The organism is Corynebacterium sp. 22-2729 (assembly GCF_053479475.1).
Window position 1 is genome coordinate 1 of record NZ_JBRBCA010000012.1, and the last position, 18,454, is coordinate 18,454.

Annotated in this window: 18 protein-coding genes; 6 read left to right on the top strand and 12 right to left on the bottom strand. The window is 59.5% G+C overall.

Annotated features, from left to right (window positions below; translation table 11 throughout):
* Window positions 1-283 precede the first annotated feature (283 nt).
* From tyrS to ACUY2T_RS09015, 6 genes are read right to left on the bottom strand one after another with little or no spacing between them, the layout of a single operon-like run.
* Window positions 284-1,570 carry a tyrosine--tRNA ligase gene (tyrS, locus tag ACUY2T_RS08990; protein ID WP_448308328.1) on the bottom strand — a complete coding sequence of 429 codons (1,287 nt, stop codon included), beginning with the start codon at window positions 1,568-1,570 and terminating at the stop codon, window positions 284-286.
* A 46-nt stretch (window positions 1,571-1,616) separates the two neighbouring features.
* Window positions 1,617-1,784 carry a Trm112 family protein gene (locus ACUY2T_RS08995; protein WP_408925787.1) on the bottom strand — a complete coding sequence of 56 codons (168 nt, stop codon included), beginning with the start codon at window positions 1,782-1,784 and terminating at the stop codon, window positions 1,617-1,619.
* A gap of 48 nt (window positions 1,785-1,832) precedes the next feature.
* Entirely contained in the window at window positions 1,833-2,069 is a 237-nt protein-coding gene (locus ACUY2T_RS09000) for a hypothetical protein (protein WP_448308329.1), read from the bottom strand.
* 20 nt (window positions 2,070-2,089) lie between these two features.
* The gene (locus ACUY2T_RS09005) at window positions 2,090-3,409 is read right to left on the bottom strand and encodes a hypothetical protein (RefSeq protein ID WP_448308330.1); all 1,320 of its coding nucleotides are present in this window, start codon (window positions 3,407-3,409) and stop codon (window positions 2,090-2,092) included.
* Window positions 3,410-3,469: 60 nt separating this feature from the next.
* Window positions 3,470-4,135 (bottom strand): hypothetical protein, encoded by a 666-nt coding sequence (locus ACUY2T_RS09010; RefSeq protein ID WP_035002562.1) that lies wholly within the window; start codon window positions 4,133-4,135, stop codon window positions 3,470-3,472.
* A gap of 34 nt (window positions 4,136-4,169) precedes the next feature.
* Entirely contained in the window at window positions 4,170-5,825 is a 1,656-nt protein-coding gene (locus tag ACUY2T_RS09015) for a vWA domain-containing protein (protein ID WP_408925789.1), read from the bottom strand.
* Between the two features lie 215 nt (window positions 5,826-6,040).
* On the opposite strand from ACUY2T_RS09015, the gene thiC reads away from it, so the two are divergent.
* From thiC to ACUY2T_RS09045, 6 genes are read left to right on the top strand one after another with little or no spacing between them, the layout of a single operon-like run.
* Complete coding sequence (thiC, locus tag ACUY2T_RS09020; protein WP_293791946.1) at window positions 6,041-7,957, top strand: phosphomethylpyrimidine synthase ThiC; 1,917 nt, start codon at window positions 6,041-6,043, stop codon at window positions 7,955-7,957.
* Window positions 7,947-8,609: a thiamine phosphate synthase gene (locus ACUY2T_RS09025; RefSeq protein ID WP_448308331.1), complete on the top strand. Its 663-nt coding sequence runs from the start codon at window positions 7,947-7,949 to the stop codon at window positions 8,607-8,609. Before thiC ends, ACUY2T_RS09025 begins: the two co-directional genes overlap by 11 nt.
* Before the next feature lie 42 nt (window positions 8,610-8,651).
* Complete coding sequence (thiO, locus tag ACUY2T_RS09030; RefSeq protein ID WP_448308332.1) at window positions 8,652-9,818, top strand: glycine oxidase ThiO; 1,167 nt, start codon at window positions 8,652-8,654, stop codon at window positions 9,816-9,818.
* Window positions 9,819-9,861: 43 nt separating this feature from the next.
* Window positions 9,862-10,080 (top strand): sulfur carrier protein ThiS, encoded by a 219-nt coding sequence (thiS, locus tag ACUY2T_RS09035; RefSeq protein WP_448308333.1) that lies wholly within the window; start codon window positions 9,862-9,864, stop codon window positions 10,078-10,080.
* Between the two features lie 10 nt (window positions 10,081-10,090).
* Window positions 10,091-10,894 carry a thiazole synthase gene (locus tag ACUY2T_RS09040; RefSeq protein ID WP_293791951.1) on the top strand — a complete coding sequence of 268 codons (804 nt, stop codon included), beginning with the start codon at window positions 10,091-10,093 and terminating at the stop codon, window positions 10,892-10,894.
* Entirely contained in the window at window positions 10,894-12,081 is a 1,188-nt protein-coding gene (locus ACUY2T_RS09045; protein WP_448308334.1) for a ThiF family adenylyltransferase, read from the top strand. Before ACUY2T_RS09040 ends, ACUY2T_RS09045 begins: the two co-directional genes overlap by 1 nt.
* On the opposite strand, the gene argH is transcribed toward ACUY2T_RS09045, so the two are convergent.
* The 6 genes from argH to argB form a co-directional block, all read right to left on the bottom strand.
* The gene (gene argH, locus ACUY2T_RS09050; protein WP_448308335.1) at window positions 12,078-13,517 is read right to left on the bottom strand and encodes an argininosuccinate lyase; all 1,440 of its coding nucleotides are present in this window, start codon (window positions 13,515-13,517) and stop codon (window positions 12,078-12,080) included. The genes ACUY2T_RS09045 and argH overlap by 4 nt on opposite strands.
* Before the next feature lie 46 nt (window positions 13,518-13,563).
* Entirely contained in the window at window positions 13,564-14,760 is a 1,197-nt protein-coding gene (locus ACUY2T_RS09055) for an argininosuccinate synthase (protein ID WP_293791954.1), read from the bottom strand.
* 62 nt (window positions 14,761-14,822) lie between these two features.
* Window positions 14,823-15,287, bottom strand: a complete 465-nt coding sequence (gene argR / locus ACUY2T_RS09060; protein ID WP_293791956.1) for an arginine repressor — start codon at window positions 15,285-15,287, stop codon at window positions 14,823-14,825.
* Window positions 15,272-16,207 (bottom strand): ornithine carbamoyltransferase, encoded by a 936-nt coding sequence (argF, locus tag ACUY2T_RS09065; RefSeq protein ID WP_448308336.1) that lies wholly within the window; start codon window positions 16,205-16,207, stop codon window positions 15,272-15,274. Before argF ends, argR begins: the two co-directional genes overlap by 16 nt.
* 10 nt (window positions 16,208-16,217) lie before the next feature.
* Window positions 16,218-17,426: an acetylornithine transaminase gene (locus ACUY2T_RS09070; RefSeq protein WP_448308337.1), complete on the bottom strand. Its 1,209-nt coding sequence runs from the start codon at window positions 17,424-17,426 to the stop codon at window positions 16,218-16,220.
* 2 nt (window positions 17,427-17,428) lie between these two features.
* Window positions 17,429-18,388, bottom strand: coding sequence for an acetylglutamate kinase (gene argB, locus ACUY2T_RS09075; protein WP_448308338.1), 960 nt, complete (start codon window positions 18,386-18,388; stop codon window positions 17,429-17,431).
* Window positions 18,389-18,454 lie beyond the last annotated feature (66 nt).

An 18,454-nucleotide genomic window follows, 5' to 3' on the forward strand; every position in this document is an offset into this window, starting at 1 on the left:
ACGAGAAGCTGAAACAAGTCACAAAGCAAAAGACATACAATGCATCAGAATCAACACAAAGGTTGGTCAACAAAGTATCTAAACTTGGTTCATCACGCTATTGAGTTCTCAAACAACCTACGCACACCGATCGTCTAAGTCAGAATCTTTGTCCTGCTCGCTCTCGGCGACTTGATTTAATGTACACCCGCCCCAACAAACACACAAATCCCCTGGTAGAAGCGCAAAAACGCAACTACCAAGGGATCGCTTTAGCCGTTATAGGCCGTGTGGCGTGGCGTCACTATGAAGAAGCCCCAACACGCGCACCGGCGAAACGCTTCTTGCCCTTGCGAAGCACCAGCCACGATCCGTGCAGCAGATCGTCGGCGGACGGGGACCATTCGATGTCCTCGATGCGCTGGTTGTTCACGTAAGCGCCACCCTCCCCGACGGTACGGCGGGCGGCACCCTTGGACTTCTCCAGACCGGACTCGACGAGTAGGTCCAGGATGGTGACATCGGGACCGACCTCGGCAACCTCGGTTTCCTGCAGTGCGGAAGATAGGGTGGCCTCGTCCAGATCCTGCAGCTCAGCCTTGCCGAACAGCGCCTGGGCGGCCAACTCCACGGCCTCGGTGGCAGCAGCGCCGTGCACCAGAGTGGTCATCTCGCGGGCCAGAACTCGCTGCGCCTCGCGCTTGAAGGGCTCCTCGGCGACCTTGCGCTCCAGCTCCGCGATCTCCTCCTGGGAAAGGAAGGTGAACCAACGCAGGTAATCAATCACCACGGAATCACCAGCGTTAATGAAGTACTGGTACCAGGAGTACGGGCTGGTAAGCTGCGGATCCAGCCACAGCTTGCCACCGCCGGTGGACTTGCCGAACTTGTTGCCCTCCGCATCGGTGACCAGCGGCACGGTCAGGCCGTGTACCTTGGCACCGTTCACGCGGCGGTTCAGATCCACACCAGAAACGATGTTGCCCCACTGGTCGCCACCGCCGATCTGCAGCACGCAGTCGTACTCGTTGTGCAGGTGCACGTAGTCGTTAGCCTGCAGCAGCATGTAGGAAAACTCGGTGTAGGAAATGCCATCCGATTCCAAGCGGCGCTTCACGGTATCGCGGTCCAGCATGGTGTTCAGCGAGAAGTTCTTGCCGACATCGCGCAGGTACTCAATGACGTTCATCTGGCTGATCCAGTCAGCGTTGTTAACCATCACGGCCGGGCTGTCCACGTCGTTTTCGCCGGTGAAATCGACGAATGCCTCCAGCTGCTTCTTGATGGCCACCATGTTCTCACCGATCTGATCCTCGGAGAGCATGGAGCGTTCGCCCACGTCGCGTGGGTCGCCGATCATGCCCGTCGCGCCGCCGGCCAGGGTGATCGGGCGGTGGCCGAACTGCTGAAAGCGCTTCAGCATAATCAGCGGCACCAGGTGGCCCGCGTGCAGGGAGCTACCCGTCGGGTCGAACCCGCAGTACAGCGTGATGGGATCCTGCGTGGCCTCCTTCAACGCCTCCAGGTCCGTGGACTGATTAATCAGGCCGCGCCACTGCAACTCGTCAATGATGTTCTTGTTGTCACTCATGCGTATTCGTTCTCGTTCCTCTTTTATGCGTTGCTACTTGACGGGGTTACTTGACCGGCCAGTCTTGAGCTTCTTCGACCAGCAGCACCGGGATACCATCCTGCACCGGATAGGCCTTACTCAGGCGGGGGTTCACCAAATAGTCACCGTGATCCTCCAGCGGCTGCTTGTCGATGGGGCACGCGAGGATCTCTAGGAGCTTCTGGTCAATCATGTTGCCCAGTCTAGCTGGTGGCTTGGGCTACTCTCTTAGTGACGCCCCCTACGTAGCCCAATACTTACTGGCCCTGTCCAGGGCAGTGGCCAGGCCGCCCTCTTTGGCCTTAAAGACTTCACCGCCGGTCTCTTCAGCAAGACGCTGCATGTCCTCTGCGTTTTCATTGCCGTAATGGACGATGTATACGGGGAAAATTACCCCCTCCTTGCGCTCCCTGTCCCTCAGTTCGTGCGACCATTCCGCATAGTCCACACCTTTGGCAGGTGCTCCACTAGTCAGCAAGACTATTGACTGTCCTTGAATCAAGTTTCCTCTTCGCGGAATTCGCAGGTATTCCCTGTACAGCTGGTAATAGATATTGGCCTCTTGCCGGGCGCCATACGGTCTACGTAATCCTTTAGAGCGCGTGCATGCTTTGGATCATCTGAGGAATAGTCCTTTTGGGTGAACGCTTTGCTCGAGGATGTACTGGATGTTGTGATATTTACCGCTCTGCCATCGACCCCCGCTTGTTCACCAAGCAAATCGAGTACGTCCTTCTTTACTTCCCTAAGGTTTTCCCCTTGCATGGAAGCGGAAACGTCGACTAGCAGGTTGATGTCTCTGGGGCGAAGCAGCTCCTCCCGATAAAAGCGCAATGTGTTATCGAACTCCTGCTTGGAGCTAGGGAGCTTATGAGTGGTTGTATCAGCACGGCGTTGCCCAGGTGAGTCGCCCAATTCAACTCGTATTTTATCCCGGAGTTCGTTGCCATGTTGAGTGATCCAATCAGCGAAGGCTTTCGTCTTAGCATGAGCAGAAGCCTCAGCTTCTTCGTCATCTGGATTCTTGATCACCGAAATCGGAAAGTCGTTAAACCCGATCCTGTCAGCGGGGATAACAAAGGTAATTTCTCCGTTATCCCTTAAAAGTTTCTCATCAGAAGAAAACGCGAAAACTGCTTGAGCAACATCATCTGTAGCAGAGAATCTGTCATACAATTCATCAGAAGTATCGCTTAAAAGCACCTGAGCGCCGAAAAACTTCTTCAATTGAGGATGAACTTTACCTGCAACCTCTTCTGCTAAGTCATCTGATTGCAAGCCCCCGATCTTGTATAGTATGCCGATCAGAGACTGCATCCCCAGGTTGGATTTGCCCGGATCTGCCATACCAAAAGTTAGGTCTCCCCTTGTGACCGCTTCCCGGACATCGTTCCACGTAACTTGCTTCTTCCGCCATCCCAAACGATCCAGGTCTTTGCTCCTTAATGCGAGCCCCAACGTATCCGAAGCCAACCCGTAGCTCTCTCCGAGCGCCTCATTGTTTTGCAGGTTCACATAGGAGTTAGTCGCCAACCAGACTGCATCGTACTCATCCCCTAGCTCCCCATTAGCAATCTTCCGGGAAAGCTCAACTGTGTCTCCCCCGCGGTCAATCTCGACTTGCATTCCGTAGTCACGCTTCGCTTCCACCCACAGGAACGGACTGAATGGAATGTCATTCGCCATCACTATCCGCAGCGGGCGCTCATCTTCTCCTCCATCACGTTTTTTGGCTACAGTCCCCACAGCCACAAAAAACACAACAAGGATAAATACGAGGAGAATACTGGCGGTCTTTTTGGAGAAAGCATTAGTCATTTCTTCAACTCTATTTGTGCGCTAACCGATGCATTATCTTGAAACCTAATTGATTTATACTCATTCCTCGGGCTTCCGTAGCACGCCGAATTCTAGTTCTAGGAATGTGCGATTGTCCTTCAGCTCTTGGAGGTTATCTTGCATGATCGCTTGGTGGACTTTGTCCATTTCCGATTGCAAAACTGCCAGCGAAGCACGGAAATCCTCAACGGCCTGGTTATGCGTTGCAGTCGGCATGTCATCAAGAATTCGGCAGGTCTCTGGGAAATAGACGTCCAAAATGCGGCGAACCTTGTTCTCTTGCGGCGGATCCGCAGCCAAGTGATCCCACTCGTGCACAACGTCCTTGCACGTGCTGTAGAAATGATCGAGATCCGCGTAGAACTCTTGGCGCTGCTGGCCGGAGACGCGCACGGATTCTTTGAGATGCTTAGAGTGGGTGCGGATGCCCTGTAGGGACTCGGTAGGAACCTCATAGAACGCGGGAGCTGGTTTACTAAAAGGTTCGTGCCGTTTCTTTTCCAGAGAGTGCTTCCCATCCTGGATTGGCTTCCCCTCTAGCGACTTTTGTTCCTGTCCTTCCGGCATGAGCATCCCAGCAGCACCGGCGAGGGCTCCCGCCACGACGATCCACAGAGATCCTAGATCCACCGCAGCATGCAAGCCCACGATCGCGACGAAAACGACAAGCCCAGCAACGATTTTCGGAAAGTACTTGGAGTTCATGGTTTCTTTCCTACCCTGTCTTACTGATTGCGGCCTACTGGTAACTGCGGATCTCTTCGAACGCCTTAGACAGATCACCGCTACGAGCGTTGAAAACCTTGCCACCGGTGAAGTCCGCCAGGAAGTTCATCTCCTCCTCGCTGGCCTCCCCATAGAGGATGACGAACACCGGGATCTTGCGGTCAGTCTCGGCCATCTTGCGCTTCATCTTGGTGATGAACTCCTGGCGATTCGTGCCGGAGTTCGACTCACCATCGGTCATCAGCACAATCGAATTCAGGGAACCGCCGCCTTCACCCACACGGTCGTAGGCGCGCAACACGGCGTCATAAATCGCAGTTTCACCACGGGGCTGCAGACCATTGACGTAATCCCGCAGGCCTCGACTCTGCTCCGCGCTGTCCGGGTCGTAGTGCTCCTGGGTGTATCCATCGGCAACCTTGCTACTGAAAGGCATAAGGGTGATCGTTTCGCGACGGCCGAATCCCTTCGGATTACCGTCTTCACCTGCGGTGCCGTCGATAAGCCTGTTCAGGATGCCCTTCAGATCTGCCAGCCGGTTGCCTCGCATCGAGCCGGACGTGTCGAGCAGGAAATTGCTGTCAGCGGGGCGGCGAAGGTCATCCCGATACAGGCTGACAAGAGAACGTATGTGATCCTTCGATGTCGGATACTCGTAGTAGTTTTGGGAGCCCTTGTTTTCCGCGTCCTTGCCCGAAACGATCAGGTGGGTTCGCTCTCCTACCTCTTCGCTGTGCTCTTTAAACCAATCGGCTAGGGCTTCGACCTTCGCTATGGTGTCCGCCTCAGGCTCCGTTTCGCCGGGCTTCGTGAGCGCCGAGAGGGGGTAATCGGCAGCGCCCGCGGCATCCCCGGGGACGATTACCTCAATATCCACCCCATCGTTTTCCTTCATTGATTGCAGAACGGATTGATAGTTAAAGATGCCATCCGCCTTGCCAGGGTTCTTTACGAAGGTATCGCGCAGCCAACCGGAGGATCCGGAAGTGATCGTCTGCCCGGAGAAGAAGTCCTTCATGCGTGGCTTGTCGAGAAATGCCGTCGAAAGATCGAACTTCTGCCCCTGCGGAGAGTTGCTTAGTGCCGCGGCGACCGAAAGAAGAGTAAGGAAACCGGAGTTGGATTCCTGCGGATCTGTCATGCCGAACGTCAGATCACCGCGCTTTACGGCCTCAGCGATATCCGACCACTTGACGTCTTTGTACCGCCACCCCAAGCGATTGACCGCGTCCTGTTTGAGCCCCAGAGCTACCGGCGAACGGGCAATGCTGTGATCTTCGGACTGCGGGGATGAGCCCTCCGCTCTGGCAAACGCGTTGGTTGCAAACCAGGTGGCGTCATACTTATCCCCATAATCACCATCCACCAGGTTACGAGTGTTGACGAGAGTGCCACTGTCGTACTCCATTTCAATCTCGAACCCCAAGTCCGAGGAAGCCTGTTCGATAAACGGTTCCATATCCGACAGCTCTGTAGCAGCGACAATCTTCAAAGGCTTGCTGGTGTCATAAGACTTCCCGCCAGATCCGGTAAGACCGCCGGGGAAATTCCCCGAGCCGACCACATAAGCACCTACTGCTATCAGCAGCAACACAACCACAAGGAAAAACTTTGAACTGCTCTTTTTGCCGTCATTGGCGTTCAAGCTGCTGGGGAATGTGCTCGTCATAGGCCTGATCTTATTTCACACGCAGCTACTTTTCAGGCCAAACCGATCAAGCAGACAGGGCAAAACTACAAGCTTGTGAGAGGTGCGTTACAGTGGAAAGCACAACCGAACACGGGCGCTCGAGGTATCGAGCTGAGATCGCGCTGAAGCCCCGCGCGAGTACCGCTAGAACCTGTCTGGTTAGAACCAGCGAAGGAAGAGTCAGGAGAGTCTTAATGACGGATACGTCTACCCAGAACATCACCCCCACCGACGAGTACGGCGCGGAGATTCACCCGAAGCACAGCTTCTCCCCCATCGAGAAAACGGTGGAATCCTTCGGCAAGACCTTCACGCTGCAGGTGCCGGAGACTGAGATCCAATTGGACGACTCGCCGACCGGCCCAAATGAGCCGGTGAGGATCTACCGCACCCGCGGCCCGTGGGCGGAACCCACCGAGGGGCTGCAGGGACTGCGCAGCGAATGGATCGAAGCCCGCGACGATGTGGAGGCCTACGACGGTCGTCGTCGCAACCTACTGGATGACGGCAACCGTGCCGTCAAGCGCGGACAGGCCAGTGAAGAGTGGAAGGGTTCTACCCGCGCCACGCTGCGTGCAAAGGAGGGTAAGCGTGTTACCCAAATGCACTATGCCCGCCAGGGAATCATCACCCCGGAAATGGAGTTCGTAGCGCTCCGTGAGCACTGTGATGTAGAGAAGGTTCGCGAACAGGTGGCCTCCGGTAAGGCCATTATTCCGAACAACATCAACCACCCGGAGTCCGAGCCGATGATTATCGGCAACGCCTTCACCACCAAGATCAACGCCAACATCGGTAACTCCGCCGTCACCTCCTCTATTCGCGAGGAAGTGGATAAGCTGCGCTGGGCGACCCGCTGGGGCGCGGATACCGTAATGGATCTTTCCACCGGTAACGACATCCACACCACCCGCGAATGGATTCTGCGGAACTCCCCTGTACCGATCGGTACCGTGCCGATCTACCAGGCACTTGAGAAGGTCGACGGCGTAGCCGAGGACCTAACCTGGGAGATCTTCCGCGATACCGTCATTGAGCAGTGCGAACAAGGCGTGGACTACATGACGATCCACGCAGGCGTGCGCCTGCCGTTCGTGCCGCTGACCACGAAGCGCGTCACCGGCATCGTCTCCCGCGGTGGTTCCATCATGGCCGGCTGGTGCCTGGCGCACCACAAGGAGTCGTTCCTGTATGAGAACTTCGACGAGCTGTGTGAGATCTTCGCCAAGTACGACGTCGCATTCTCTTTGGGCGATGGCCTGCGCCCGGGCTCCATTGCGGACGCCAACGACGCCGCCCAGTTCGCCGAGCTGAAGACCATCGGTGAGCTCACCCACCGCGCTTGGGAGTACGACGTGCAGGTCATGGTCGAAGGCCCCGGTCACGTGCCGCTGAACATGGTGCAGGTCAACAACGAAAAGGAGCAGGAATGGTGCGGTGGTGCACCGTTCTACACTCTGGGACCACTGGTGACGGACATTGCTCCGGGCTACGACCACATCACCTCTGCCATCGGTGCGGCGAACATCGCCATGGGTGGCACTGCAATGCTGTGCTACGTGACCCCGAAGGAACACCTGGGTCTGCCGAACAAGGACGACGTAAAGACCGGCGTCATCACCTACAAGGTTTCCGCACATGCCGCCGATGTCGCCAAGGGACACCCGGGCGCCCACGAGTGGGACGATGCTATGAGTAAGGCTCGCTTCGAGTTCCGCTGGCACGACCAGTTCGCTCTTTCCCTGGACCCGGATACCGCGCAGGCGTACCACGATGAAACGCTGCCTGCCGAGCCGGCGAAGACCGCACACTTCTGCTCCATGTGTGGCCCGAAGTTCTGCTCCATGCGCATCAGCCAGGACATTCGCGATGCCTTCGGCGACGAGATCGACGAGGCGCTGGCCACCGACCAAAAGCAGTCCCTGGTCAAGGATCTGGGCCTGCCGGGCTTCGGTCGACAGAGCGTCGACGCAGCACAGAGTGCTGAGGGCGAAGAGGAAATGGCTGAGGAGTTCCGCCGCGCGGGCTCCCAGCTGTACCTGAACCGCGACGAAGCCAAGGAAGTTGCCGAGGATCTGCAGAAGGAGGCGGCAGCGCAAGGTGAGCGCTAAGCACTCGCGCGCAGATCAGCTAGATCTACGTTGCTATCTGGTGACGGGCACACCCCACGAGAAGGTGGTGGATGTGGCCGCAGCAGCAGCCTCCGGTGGCGCCGGTGTTGTGCAGGTACGTAGCAAGCCCATTAGCGTGCGGGACCTCACCGCACTCGCGATTGAGGTCGCGGCCGCCGTCGCAGCTGTCAACCCAGCTACCAAGGTCTTGATCGACGACCGCGTGGACGTTGCTGCTGCCCTGATGGGGCATCACCATATCCACGGTGTTCACATCGGCCAGGATGACCTCGACCCGCGCCTGGCACGCGCTGTGCTGGGAGACAACGCAATCATCGGGCTCACCACCGGCACCCTGCCACTCGTACAGCAGGCAAACGAATACGCCGACGTGATCGACTACATTGGTGCCGGACCTTTCCGCCCCACCCCGACGAAGGAGTCGGGCCGCGAGCCGCTCGGGCTGGCGGGCTACCCTGCGCTGGTGGAAGCGTCGCGCGTCCCGGTAGTTGCCATTGGCGACGTGCGCGCTGAGGACGCACGCGACCTCGCCTCTACCGGAGTTGCTGGCGTGGCGATTGTGCGGGGCTTTATGAACTCCCCCGACCCACGCAGCACCGCCTGCCAAGTGCTCACTGGTTTTTCTTCATGACGCCTCCGTTTGCAACCCGCCCTAAGAGAGAAGTGAAAACCCGTGACTAATCCCAGTCCCGTCAGTTCCCAGCGCTATGCCCATATCGTGGTAGGAGCTGGAATCGTCGGCCTATCCACCGCGTTCAAACTCGTGGACTTCGGGGCAGATCCGGCGACCGTGGCAGTGATCGACCCGGCCCCTATCAGTGGGGCTTCTTTCGTCGCCGGAGGCATGCTGGCTCCAGTGGCCGAAGTGCAGTACAAACAGGAGCCGTTATACCCGCTGATGGTGGCGTCCAAAAACTTGTACGACGACCTGCTGCAACGGCTGAGCGAGAAAACTACGTGCAGCACCGGACACAGAACAGAATCGACGTTCGTGGTAGGAGCAGATCGGGCGGACGCGCGACACCTCACCGAGCTGACCGATCACCAGCACGGGCATGGAATGGAAGTGCAGCGGCTGCCACTCCGCCAAGCGCGGAAGATAGAGAGAGGCCTCAGTCCACAGCTTTCCGGCGTGGTCGAAATCCCCGGCGACCATCAAGTGAACCCACGGATGTACTGCGCGGCACTGCTGGATGCTCTGCAAAACATGGGCGTAACCATTTTCGACGAGTGCGTGAACCGCGTGGGCGGCCAAGCCGGAACCGTGACAACCGACCGGGCGACATATACCGCGGGCATGGTGTACCTGTGCAACGGGTTAGGTGCCGGGCAGGTACATGGTTGGTACGAGGGCGAGCACTCACCGCTGAAGCTGCGCCCGGTGCGTGGCGACATGCTGCGACTGCGGGTACCCGAAGGAATGGACTCCCCAGCAGGGCGCGTTATCAGGGGGTTCGTGGAGGATCGACCGGTGTACATCATCCCCCGCACCGACGGAACCATTGCTGTGGGCGCAACCAGCCGGGAAGACGCGCGCCGAGGCCCGGCGGTAGACGGGGTTTACACGCTGCTGCGCGACGCGATCCGGATTGTGCCTGGACTGCAAGAGTGCGAGTTTATCGAGGCGATCACCGGCGAACGACCGGGCACGCCGGATGACCTGCCCTACCTGGGGAAGGTTGACGACAAACTGGTGGTCTCCACCGGCTACTTCCGCCACGGCATTCTGCTGTCCGCACTGGGGGCTACAGTGGGGGCAGCATTGGGAATGGGCCTGCCGGTTCCTACGTTGGAACCGGAGATTAACCTGACCGACTGCGCGCCACTGCGACATGCCTAGAGGCAAAGCCGCAGGCGCTGTGAAAAAGATCTAAGGAGAATCCATGAACTACACGGTCAATGACGAGCCGCGGTCGGCAGATACTGCACCGACCGTAGCCGAGGTCGTAGCTGCGGAAACCGGCCGCGAGGTTTCTGATGTCGAGGGTGCAAAGGGAGTTGCGGTAGCGGTCAATCGTTCCGTCGTACCGGCCAGTGACTGGGGGTGCGCACTTTCGGAAGGTGACGCCGTGGACATCCTGATCGCCGTACAGGGCGGCTAGAGAGAAGACAATGCTGAAGATCGCGGATAAGGAATTCGACTCACACCTCATCATGGGAACCGGTGGATCCAGCAGCCAAGCGCTGTTGGAAGAAGCGCTGGTGGCCAGCGGGACTCAGCTGACGACGGTGGCGATGCGCCGGCACAGTGCGCAGACTACGGGAGGCGGCGAGAGCGTATTCGAGCTGCTAAATCGCCTGAATATCGACGTTCTGCCGAATACCGCCGGGTGCCAGACTGCACGCGATGCGATGTTGACGGCCCAGTTGGCGCGCGAAGCATTGGGAACCAATTGGGTGAAGGTGGAAGTTATCGCAGATGACCACACACTACTGCCGGACGTGGTGGAGCTGGTGGATGCCTGCGAAATGCTGGTGGCCGAGGGCTTTGTGGTGCTGGCCTACACCAGCGACGACCCGGTGGTTGCCAGGCGACTGGAAGACGTAGGCGTGGATGCCGTCATGCCGCTGGGCTCCCCGATCGGCACTGGACTAGGCATTTTGAACCCCCACAACATTGAACTGATCTGCTCCCGCGCACAGGTTCCGGTGCTGCTGGACGCAGGCGTGGGTACGGCCTCCGACGCAGCACTTGCGATGGAGCTGGGCTGCTCAGGGGTGCTGCTGGCTAGCGCAGTCAATCGCTGCCAGGATCCGGTTGCGATGGCACAGGCCATGAAAGCTGCTGTGGAAGCCGGACGGTTGGCACGCGAAGCGGGGCGTATCCCGCAGCGTACGCACGCGCAGGGCGCACTTGCTTCCTCCAGCTTCGATGGTCTGGCCAGCTGGGATGGCTGGGCTGACGAGGTTCTGTAATGCTCAGTGATTACACAACACTGCCCGCAGCGGAGTTAAAGCGCGTGGCACGGCAGACGATCCTTCCCGGCCACGGACTGCGGGAACAGGAGCGCCTACACGAGGCGCATGTGCTGGTGATTGGAGCGGGTGGGCTCGGTTGCCCGCTGATGCAATCACTGGCAGCGGCGGGAGTCGGTCATATCTCCGTCATTGACGATGACACGGTGGATATCACCAATATTCACCGCCAGATCCTGTTCGGCGCCAGCGACGTCGGCCGGGCGAAGGTGGACGTCGCGGGTGAACGGCTGCGGGAGCTGCAGCCCGGACTGCGTTTTAATGGTCTCCATGGGCGTTTTGGCGCCGACAATGCCGCTGAACTGCTAGAGGGAGTGGACGTGTTGATCGACGGCTCCGATACCTTCGCGACGAAGTTCCTCGCCGCAGATGCCGCCGAGGCCACCGGCACTCCCCTGGTATGGGGTTCCGTGCTGCGTTATCGCGGTGACGTGGCCGTCTGGTGGTCGGGTTCTACCGCAGAACCGGATGGTCGAGGTGTCGGCATGCGCGACCTCTACCCCAGCCAGCCGGATCCCGACAGTGTGCCGGACTGCGCGACCGCCGGAGTGCTGGGAGTGACGACCTCCGTTGTCGCCGGTCTCATGGCCACCGAAACCATCAAGTTTCTGCGCGATCCGTCCGCGCGCGTACAGCAGGTTGGGAAGCTGCATATTTATGACGCCCTTAGCGCCAGCATTCAGCATTTCAACGTCACCGCTGATCCTCAACGGCAGCTGGTTACCAAGATCGTGACTACAGAAGCGTCAGATTGCGCGGTGAAGCCGTCGAGCAGTGAGGCGGAAATGGGAGAGGCAACTTCGCTGCTACACGATCTTGAAAAAGGCACGGCGGTCGCGATTGATGTGCGTGAACCGGGAGAGAAAGCCATCAAGGATCTGCCGACTTTCGCCATCCACCCTGGCTATCACCTGCCCACCTCCGTGTGGAGCGAACAGCCGGAGCTGGCGGAACAACTCCTTGACAGTATCGGGGCTGAAGAACCTAACGCCGACGTCGTGATCTACTGCGCATCGGGGAAGCGTTCTGCGAGCTTTGTCGAACGCTTTGAGAAGCACGCCGCCGGGCAGGGTGTGCACTTGCACAACCTGCCCGGCGGGGCGAATGAGCACGGGGTAGAGATCTAAACCAGTCGGGTCTTCTCGGCCCACTTGCGGTTTTCGTTCGCTGCCTCGCGTACGCGCTCCTTTTGCTCTGCCACGCGCACACCCGCGGTGCCACCGCGGGTGGAGCGGGAAGCTACTGCACCGTCGATAGTCAGCACCTCGCGCACCTCAGGGGTCAGTGCCTCGTGCACGCCCGCCAACTCTTCGTCAGTGAGATCCACCAGATCCACACCGCGAGATTCAGCGATGCGCACACAGGAACCAGAGGCCTCGTGAGCAACGCGGAACGGAACACCCTGACGCACCATCCACTCCGCCAGATCCGTAGCCAGGGTGAAGCCAGCGGGAGCGAGTGCGCGCAGGCGCTCCGGGTGGAAAGTGAGGGTGCCCACCAGGCCGGCCATAGCGGGCAGCAGCAGGTTCAACTGAGCCACGGAATCCGCAATTGGCTCCTTATCCTCCTGCAGGTCGCGGTTATAAGCCAGTGGCATGGCCTTCAGCGTGGCCAGCAGCCCGGTGGCATTACCGATCAAGCGGCCGGTCTTGCCACGCATAAGCTCAGCCACATCCGGGTTCTTCTTCTGCGGCATGATGGACGAGCCGGTCGACCACTCATCGGCAAGCGTGACATAACCGAACTCCGGGGTGGACCAGGCGATGATTTCCTCGGCAAGACGGGAAAGATCCACTGCCACCTGGGCAAACACAAAGGCCGCCTCAGATGCGAAGTCGCGGGAACTGGTGGCGTCAATAGAGTTATCCGCAGCAGAGTCAAACCCGAGCTCCTGCGCGATGGCCTCCGGGTCGAGCGCCAGAGAGGAACCCGCCAGCGCGCCGGAACCATAAGGGGACACGGCGAGGCGCTTGTCGAGATCCTGGAAACGCTGAACATCGCGCAACAGCGGCTGTGCATGCGCCAATAGCTGGTGAGACAGGAGTACCGGCTGGGCTGCCTGGAAGTGAGTCTTGCCCGGCATAATGACCTCCGGGTGGCGGTCTGCCTGGGCGACCAGCGCATCGACAACATCCAGGACACCAGCGGTGATGTCGCGGATCGCGTCGCGTAGCCACATACGGAACAAGGTGGCCACCTGGTCATTGCGGGAGCGTCCCGCACGCAGTCGACCGCCGACCTCGGGGCCGACGCGATCGATCAGGCCGCGTTCCATGGCGCCGTGGACATCCTCGTCGCTGGGATCCGGTCCGAACGAACCGTCCGCGACATCGGCGCCCAACTTCTGTAGACCGGCGATGAGGGTATCGAAATCCTCGTCGCTCAGCAGGTTGGCCTTGTGCAGCACCCGTGCATGAGCCTGCGAGGCCAGCACGTCATAAGGAGCCAAAACCCAATCGAAGTGAGTGGACTTCGACAGGGCGGCCATCGCCTCGGTCGGGCCGCCGGAGAAGCGGCCACCCCACAGGGCGCCCTCGTTTGTGCCGTGTGCCTCGGTGGTCATGGTTGGAAATGCTGCCTTTCTTTTCCTATTAGCCGTTGCTGAGCGGTTAGTTTGCCAGGTCGCGCTTCGAGGCGATCTTGGAGGACAGGCCGTGCAGCTCCACGAAGCCTCGAGCCATGGACTGATCGAAGGAGTCGCCCTCGTCGTAGGTGGCCAGGTTGAAGTCGTACAAGGACTTGCTGGAGCGGCGACCGTTGACGGTGATGGATCCTGCGTGCAGTACCAGGCGGATGTCGCCGGTGACGTGGCTCTGGGTGGACTCAATGAAAGCGTCCAGGGAGCGCTTCAGCGGGCTGAACCACAGGCCGTCGTACACCTGGTTCGACCACTCAGCATCGATGCCGCGCTTGTAGCGGGCCAGCTCGCGCTCAATCGTGACGGCCTCCAGTGCCTCGTGAGCGCGGATCAGGGTCATGGCACCCGGTGCCTCGTAAATCTCGCGGGACTTGATGCCCACCAGGCGGTCCTCGACCATATCCAGACGGCCTACGCCCTGTGCACCAGCACGGCGGTTCAGCTCCTCAATGGCCTCCAGGACGGTGACCTTCTTGCCGTCAATGGCAACGGGCTTGCCGGCCTCGAAGGAGATGATGACCTCGTCCGGAGCCTGACCCAGACCTGGATCTTCGGTGTAGGCGTACACGTCCTTGGTCGGTGCGTTCCACAGGTCCTCCAGGAAGCCGGTCTCCACAGCGCGACCCCAAACGTTCTGGTCGATGGAGAACGGGGACTTCTTGGACTGCTCGATCGGGATACCGTTTTCCTCAGCGAAGGCGATGGCCTTTTCACGGGTCCAAGCGTAGTCACGAACCGGGGCGATGATGTCCAGGTCCGGCGCGGTGTTGGCGAAGCCGACCTCGAAACGAACCTGGTCATTGCCCTTGCCGGTGCAACCGTGGGCAACAGCGGTGCCGCCGTGCTCAGCAGCAGCCTCGGACAGGTGCTTCACGATCAGCGGGCGGGAGATAGCGGAGACCAGCGGGTACTCCTTCATGTACATGCCGTTGGCCTTGATCGTCGGCAAGCAGTAGTCGTTGGCGAATTCATCGCGGGCATCCACGACGATGGACTCCACAGCGCCGGCGCCCAGTGCACGCTGGCGGACGGTCTCCATGTCCTCGCCGCCCTGGCCCAGGTCGATGGAGACACAGACGACCTCAGCGTTGCGCTCCTTGGCAATCCAGCTGATAGCAACGGTGGTATCGAGTCCGCCGGAGTATGCGAGTACTACGCGATCCTTCATTCTTCTCTACGCTTCCCTTCGAAAGATTCTCTTGTGTTCTTTTTGTTATCCGTTATTTGATTTTAGCTTTGTGCCAGGTGGAAGAAATACTCCCCCAGCTCCTTGCCATTGAGGGGCTCTCGCGCCAGGACAAACACAGTGTCGTCACCGGCAATGGTGGCCACCACTCGGTTAACATCCGAGCGGTCCAAAATGCTGGCCAGGTACTGCGCCGCACCTGGCGGAGTACGCAGCACCGCGATGTTTCCCGAGTGGTCATGGTCAACCAGCAATTCTGCCAGCACTCGTCGCAGCTTGTCCGGCCCGTCCACCCGTACATCGTCGGAGAGGGAGTAGTAGACCTCTCCTCCTACGCGCACTTTCTTGGCACCCAAATCCACCAGATCGCGAGACAGCGTTGCCTGCGTGACGTCGATGCCGCGGTTGACGAGGATGCCGAGCAGCTGGCGCTGGCTGGCTACCTTCTCGGCGCCGATGATGCGCCCGATCATGTCCTGCCGTGCTGTGCGGGTTAACGAAGAAGCCATACCATCAGCGCCTTTTGTGCATGCAGGCGGTTTTCCGCCTCGTCAAAAACCACAGACTGTGGTCCGTCGATCACCTCGGTAGTCACTTCGTTGCCGCGGTAGGCCGGCAGGCAGTGCAGGAAGATCGCATCGTCCTTGGCGGTGCCCATTAGTTTTTCGTCAACCTGGTATGGGCGCAGCGCACTGCGATCCTCGGAGGCATCCTGTCCCATTGACAGCCACGTATCGGTGATCACCACATCTGCGCCGGTGGCATCGACCTTATCCGTTACGGTAACGGTCGCACCGGTCAGCTCCGCCCGCTTCTGCGCTCGCTCAACGAACTCTGCATCAGGCTGGAAACCCTTCGGTGCGGCGATGGTGATGTTCACTCCCGCGGTGGCAAAGCCCAGCATGTAGCTGTTTGCCATGTTATTCGCACCGTCGCCAAAGTACACGGCACTCAGCCCCTGGAGCTTTCCCTTGTGTTCCTTGATGGTCACGAGATCCGCCAAGATTTGGCAGGGGTGGAAGTCATCGGACAGCGAGTTGATAATCGGAACGCTCGCGGTCTCTGCCATCTGGTGCAGATTGTCGTGGGCACCGGTGCGCCACACGATAGCGGTGGCGTAACGGGACAGTACCGCGCCGGTGTCCTGATAGGTCTCGCCCTTGCCCATCTGGGAACTGCCGCTGTCTACGACGATGGCATTGCCGCCCAGCTCGGTGATGCCGGCGTCAAAAGAAAAGCGCGTGCGCGTAGAGGTCTTGTCGAACAGGACTGCGACAGAGCGACGTTCCAGTAGGTTGCGATAGCCATTGCCGTAGCGATTGTCCTTCAGTTCCTCGGCCAATGCCAGCACTTCGGCCTGCTCTTCCGGGGTGAGGTCATCGTCGGCCAGCATGTGACGCAGCGGCCCATTGTTAAGGGAGTTCGTCATGTGGTGTTCCTTAGTTCTGTTTACTCAAGCTCTGTTCGCTCTGTTCGCGGTTATCGTCCAGCATCTGCCTTATCTTGGTGACGCCACCCTGCACCTCCTGAGCCGAGATGTTCAGCGGGGGAACAATGCGGATCACGTCGGACTGGGGTTTGTTCACAATCAGCCCGTAATCAAGCGGGTCGAGTGTCAGCGGTTCATCCAGCACGATGCCCAGCATGAGCCCGCGTCCGCGGATCGTCTGCACGCTGGGGTGGTCGACCAGACCGTCACGGAAAGCCTGCGATTGGGCGGCGACGTTGGATAATAGATCCTCGGCCTCAATCGTGTCGATCACTGCATTCGCAGCGGCACAGACCACGGGGTTACCGCCGAAGGTGGTTCCGTGCATGCCCTTGGCCAGAAGTTGTGCCTTTGGTAGGGCCAGCGTTGCACCGATCGGCAGGCCACCGCCCAGTCCCTTTGCCATGGTGATGACGTCCGGCAGCACATCGGGTTCGTGCTGAAAGCCGAACCACTGGCCGGTGCGCCCCATGCCCGCCTGTACCTCGTCGACGACCATCAGAATGCCGTGCTCGTCGCATAATTCGCGCACGGCGGCCAGGAATCCATCCGGCGCGGGGATCACGCCGGTCTCTCCTTGAATTGGTTCCAGGAAGATTGCGGCGGTGTCATCGTCCGCCAGCTCCCGGAGAGCCGCGATATCGCCGTAGGGGTAGTACTCCACTCCGCCGGGCAACGGCTTAAAGGGTTCTTGCTTATCAGGCTGGCCGGTCAGGGCGAGCGCACCCATGGTGCGGCCGTGGAAGCCACGCTCGGCAGCCAGGATTTTGGTTCTTCCCGTAGCGCGGGCGATCTTGAAGGCCGCTTCGTTGGCCTCTGCTCCGGAGTTGGAAAAGAACACGCGCGCTTCCGCGGCCTGCTTCCCTACCAGTCCCTTGAGCCGCTCCGCGAGTTTGATCACCTGCGGGTGGGCGAAAAGGTTCGACGTGTGGCTGAGCGTAGCGATCTGATTCGACACGGCGTCGACAACGGCAGGGTGAGCGTGCCCTAGAGCATTGACGGCGATGCCGGAGAGCAGGTCGAGGTATTCGTTACCCTCTGCGTCGGTGACGACGGTTCCGCGACCGGACACGAGCTCGCGTGGCGGAGTGCCGTACGTTTCGAACAGGGCGGCGTTCCAGTGGCTCTGCCAGTCGGTGGAGTTCATGTGCTGGCTCATGACTAGTCCTCCCGGTAGTTGATAGCGGCGGGAATCTCGGTTCCGTCTACGTCCTCCCAATCTGCGGGGCAGATCATGGTGCCGATGCCGCCGGTGGTCATTAGCTCCAAGAGTACGGAGTGCGGGATTCGACCGTCGATGACGTGTGCGGCCTGCACCCCGGTACGCAGAGCGTCGAGGCAGGCTTCCATCTTCGGCACCATGCCGGAATCCAGGTTAGGTAGCAGGTCGGAAAGCTGCTCCGGGGTGAGGCTGGAAACGAGCGAATCCTTGTTGGGCCAGTCGGTGTATAGCCCCTTAACGTTCGTGAGTACGATCAGTCGCTCGGCCCCCAGGGCTCCAGCCAATGCACCGGCAGCCGTGTCTGCGTTGATGTTGTAGATACGCCCTTGGTCATCGGGAGCGATCGTTGAGACGACGGGGATGCGGCCTGCGTCGATGAGGTCTAGCAAGCTTTCTGCATTGACGTGTTCGATCTGCCCCACACGCCCAAGATCCACATCTTCCCCGTCGATGGTGATGGTGCGTTTGGAGGCGGTGAATAGTCCCGCGTCCTCACCTGAGGTGCCGACGGCGTATGGGCCGTGCTCGTTAATCAGGCCAACGAGCTCGCGTCCGACTTTGCCGAAGAGCACCATGCGAACGTATTCCATGACCTCCGGCGTTGTCACACGGAAGCCGCCCTTGAACTCGCCTTCCAGGCCGACGGTCTTCAGCATGTCGTTGATCTGCGGGCCACCGCCGTGCACCACGACCGGGCGGGCACCAATAGCGCGTAGAAAGACCATGTCGGCGGCGAATGCTCGCTTGAGATCCTCGTCGATCATCGCATTGCCGCCGTACTTCACCACCACGATTTTGTCGCGGTAATGCAGCAACCAGGGCAACGCTTCGGCCAGCACGTGGCTGCGCATTTCGGGGGTCAGCCCGGTGGTATCGATGGGCGGGTGATTGGAAGTCATTGGTGCTTAGTCCCTAATCATTCGATTCTTGGTGCAGAGTGCTTTTGCAAGTCTTGGTGCATGCCA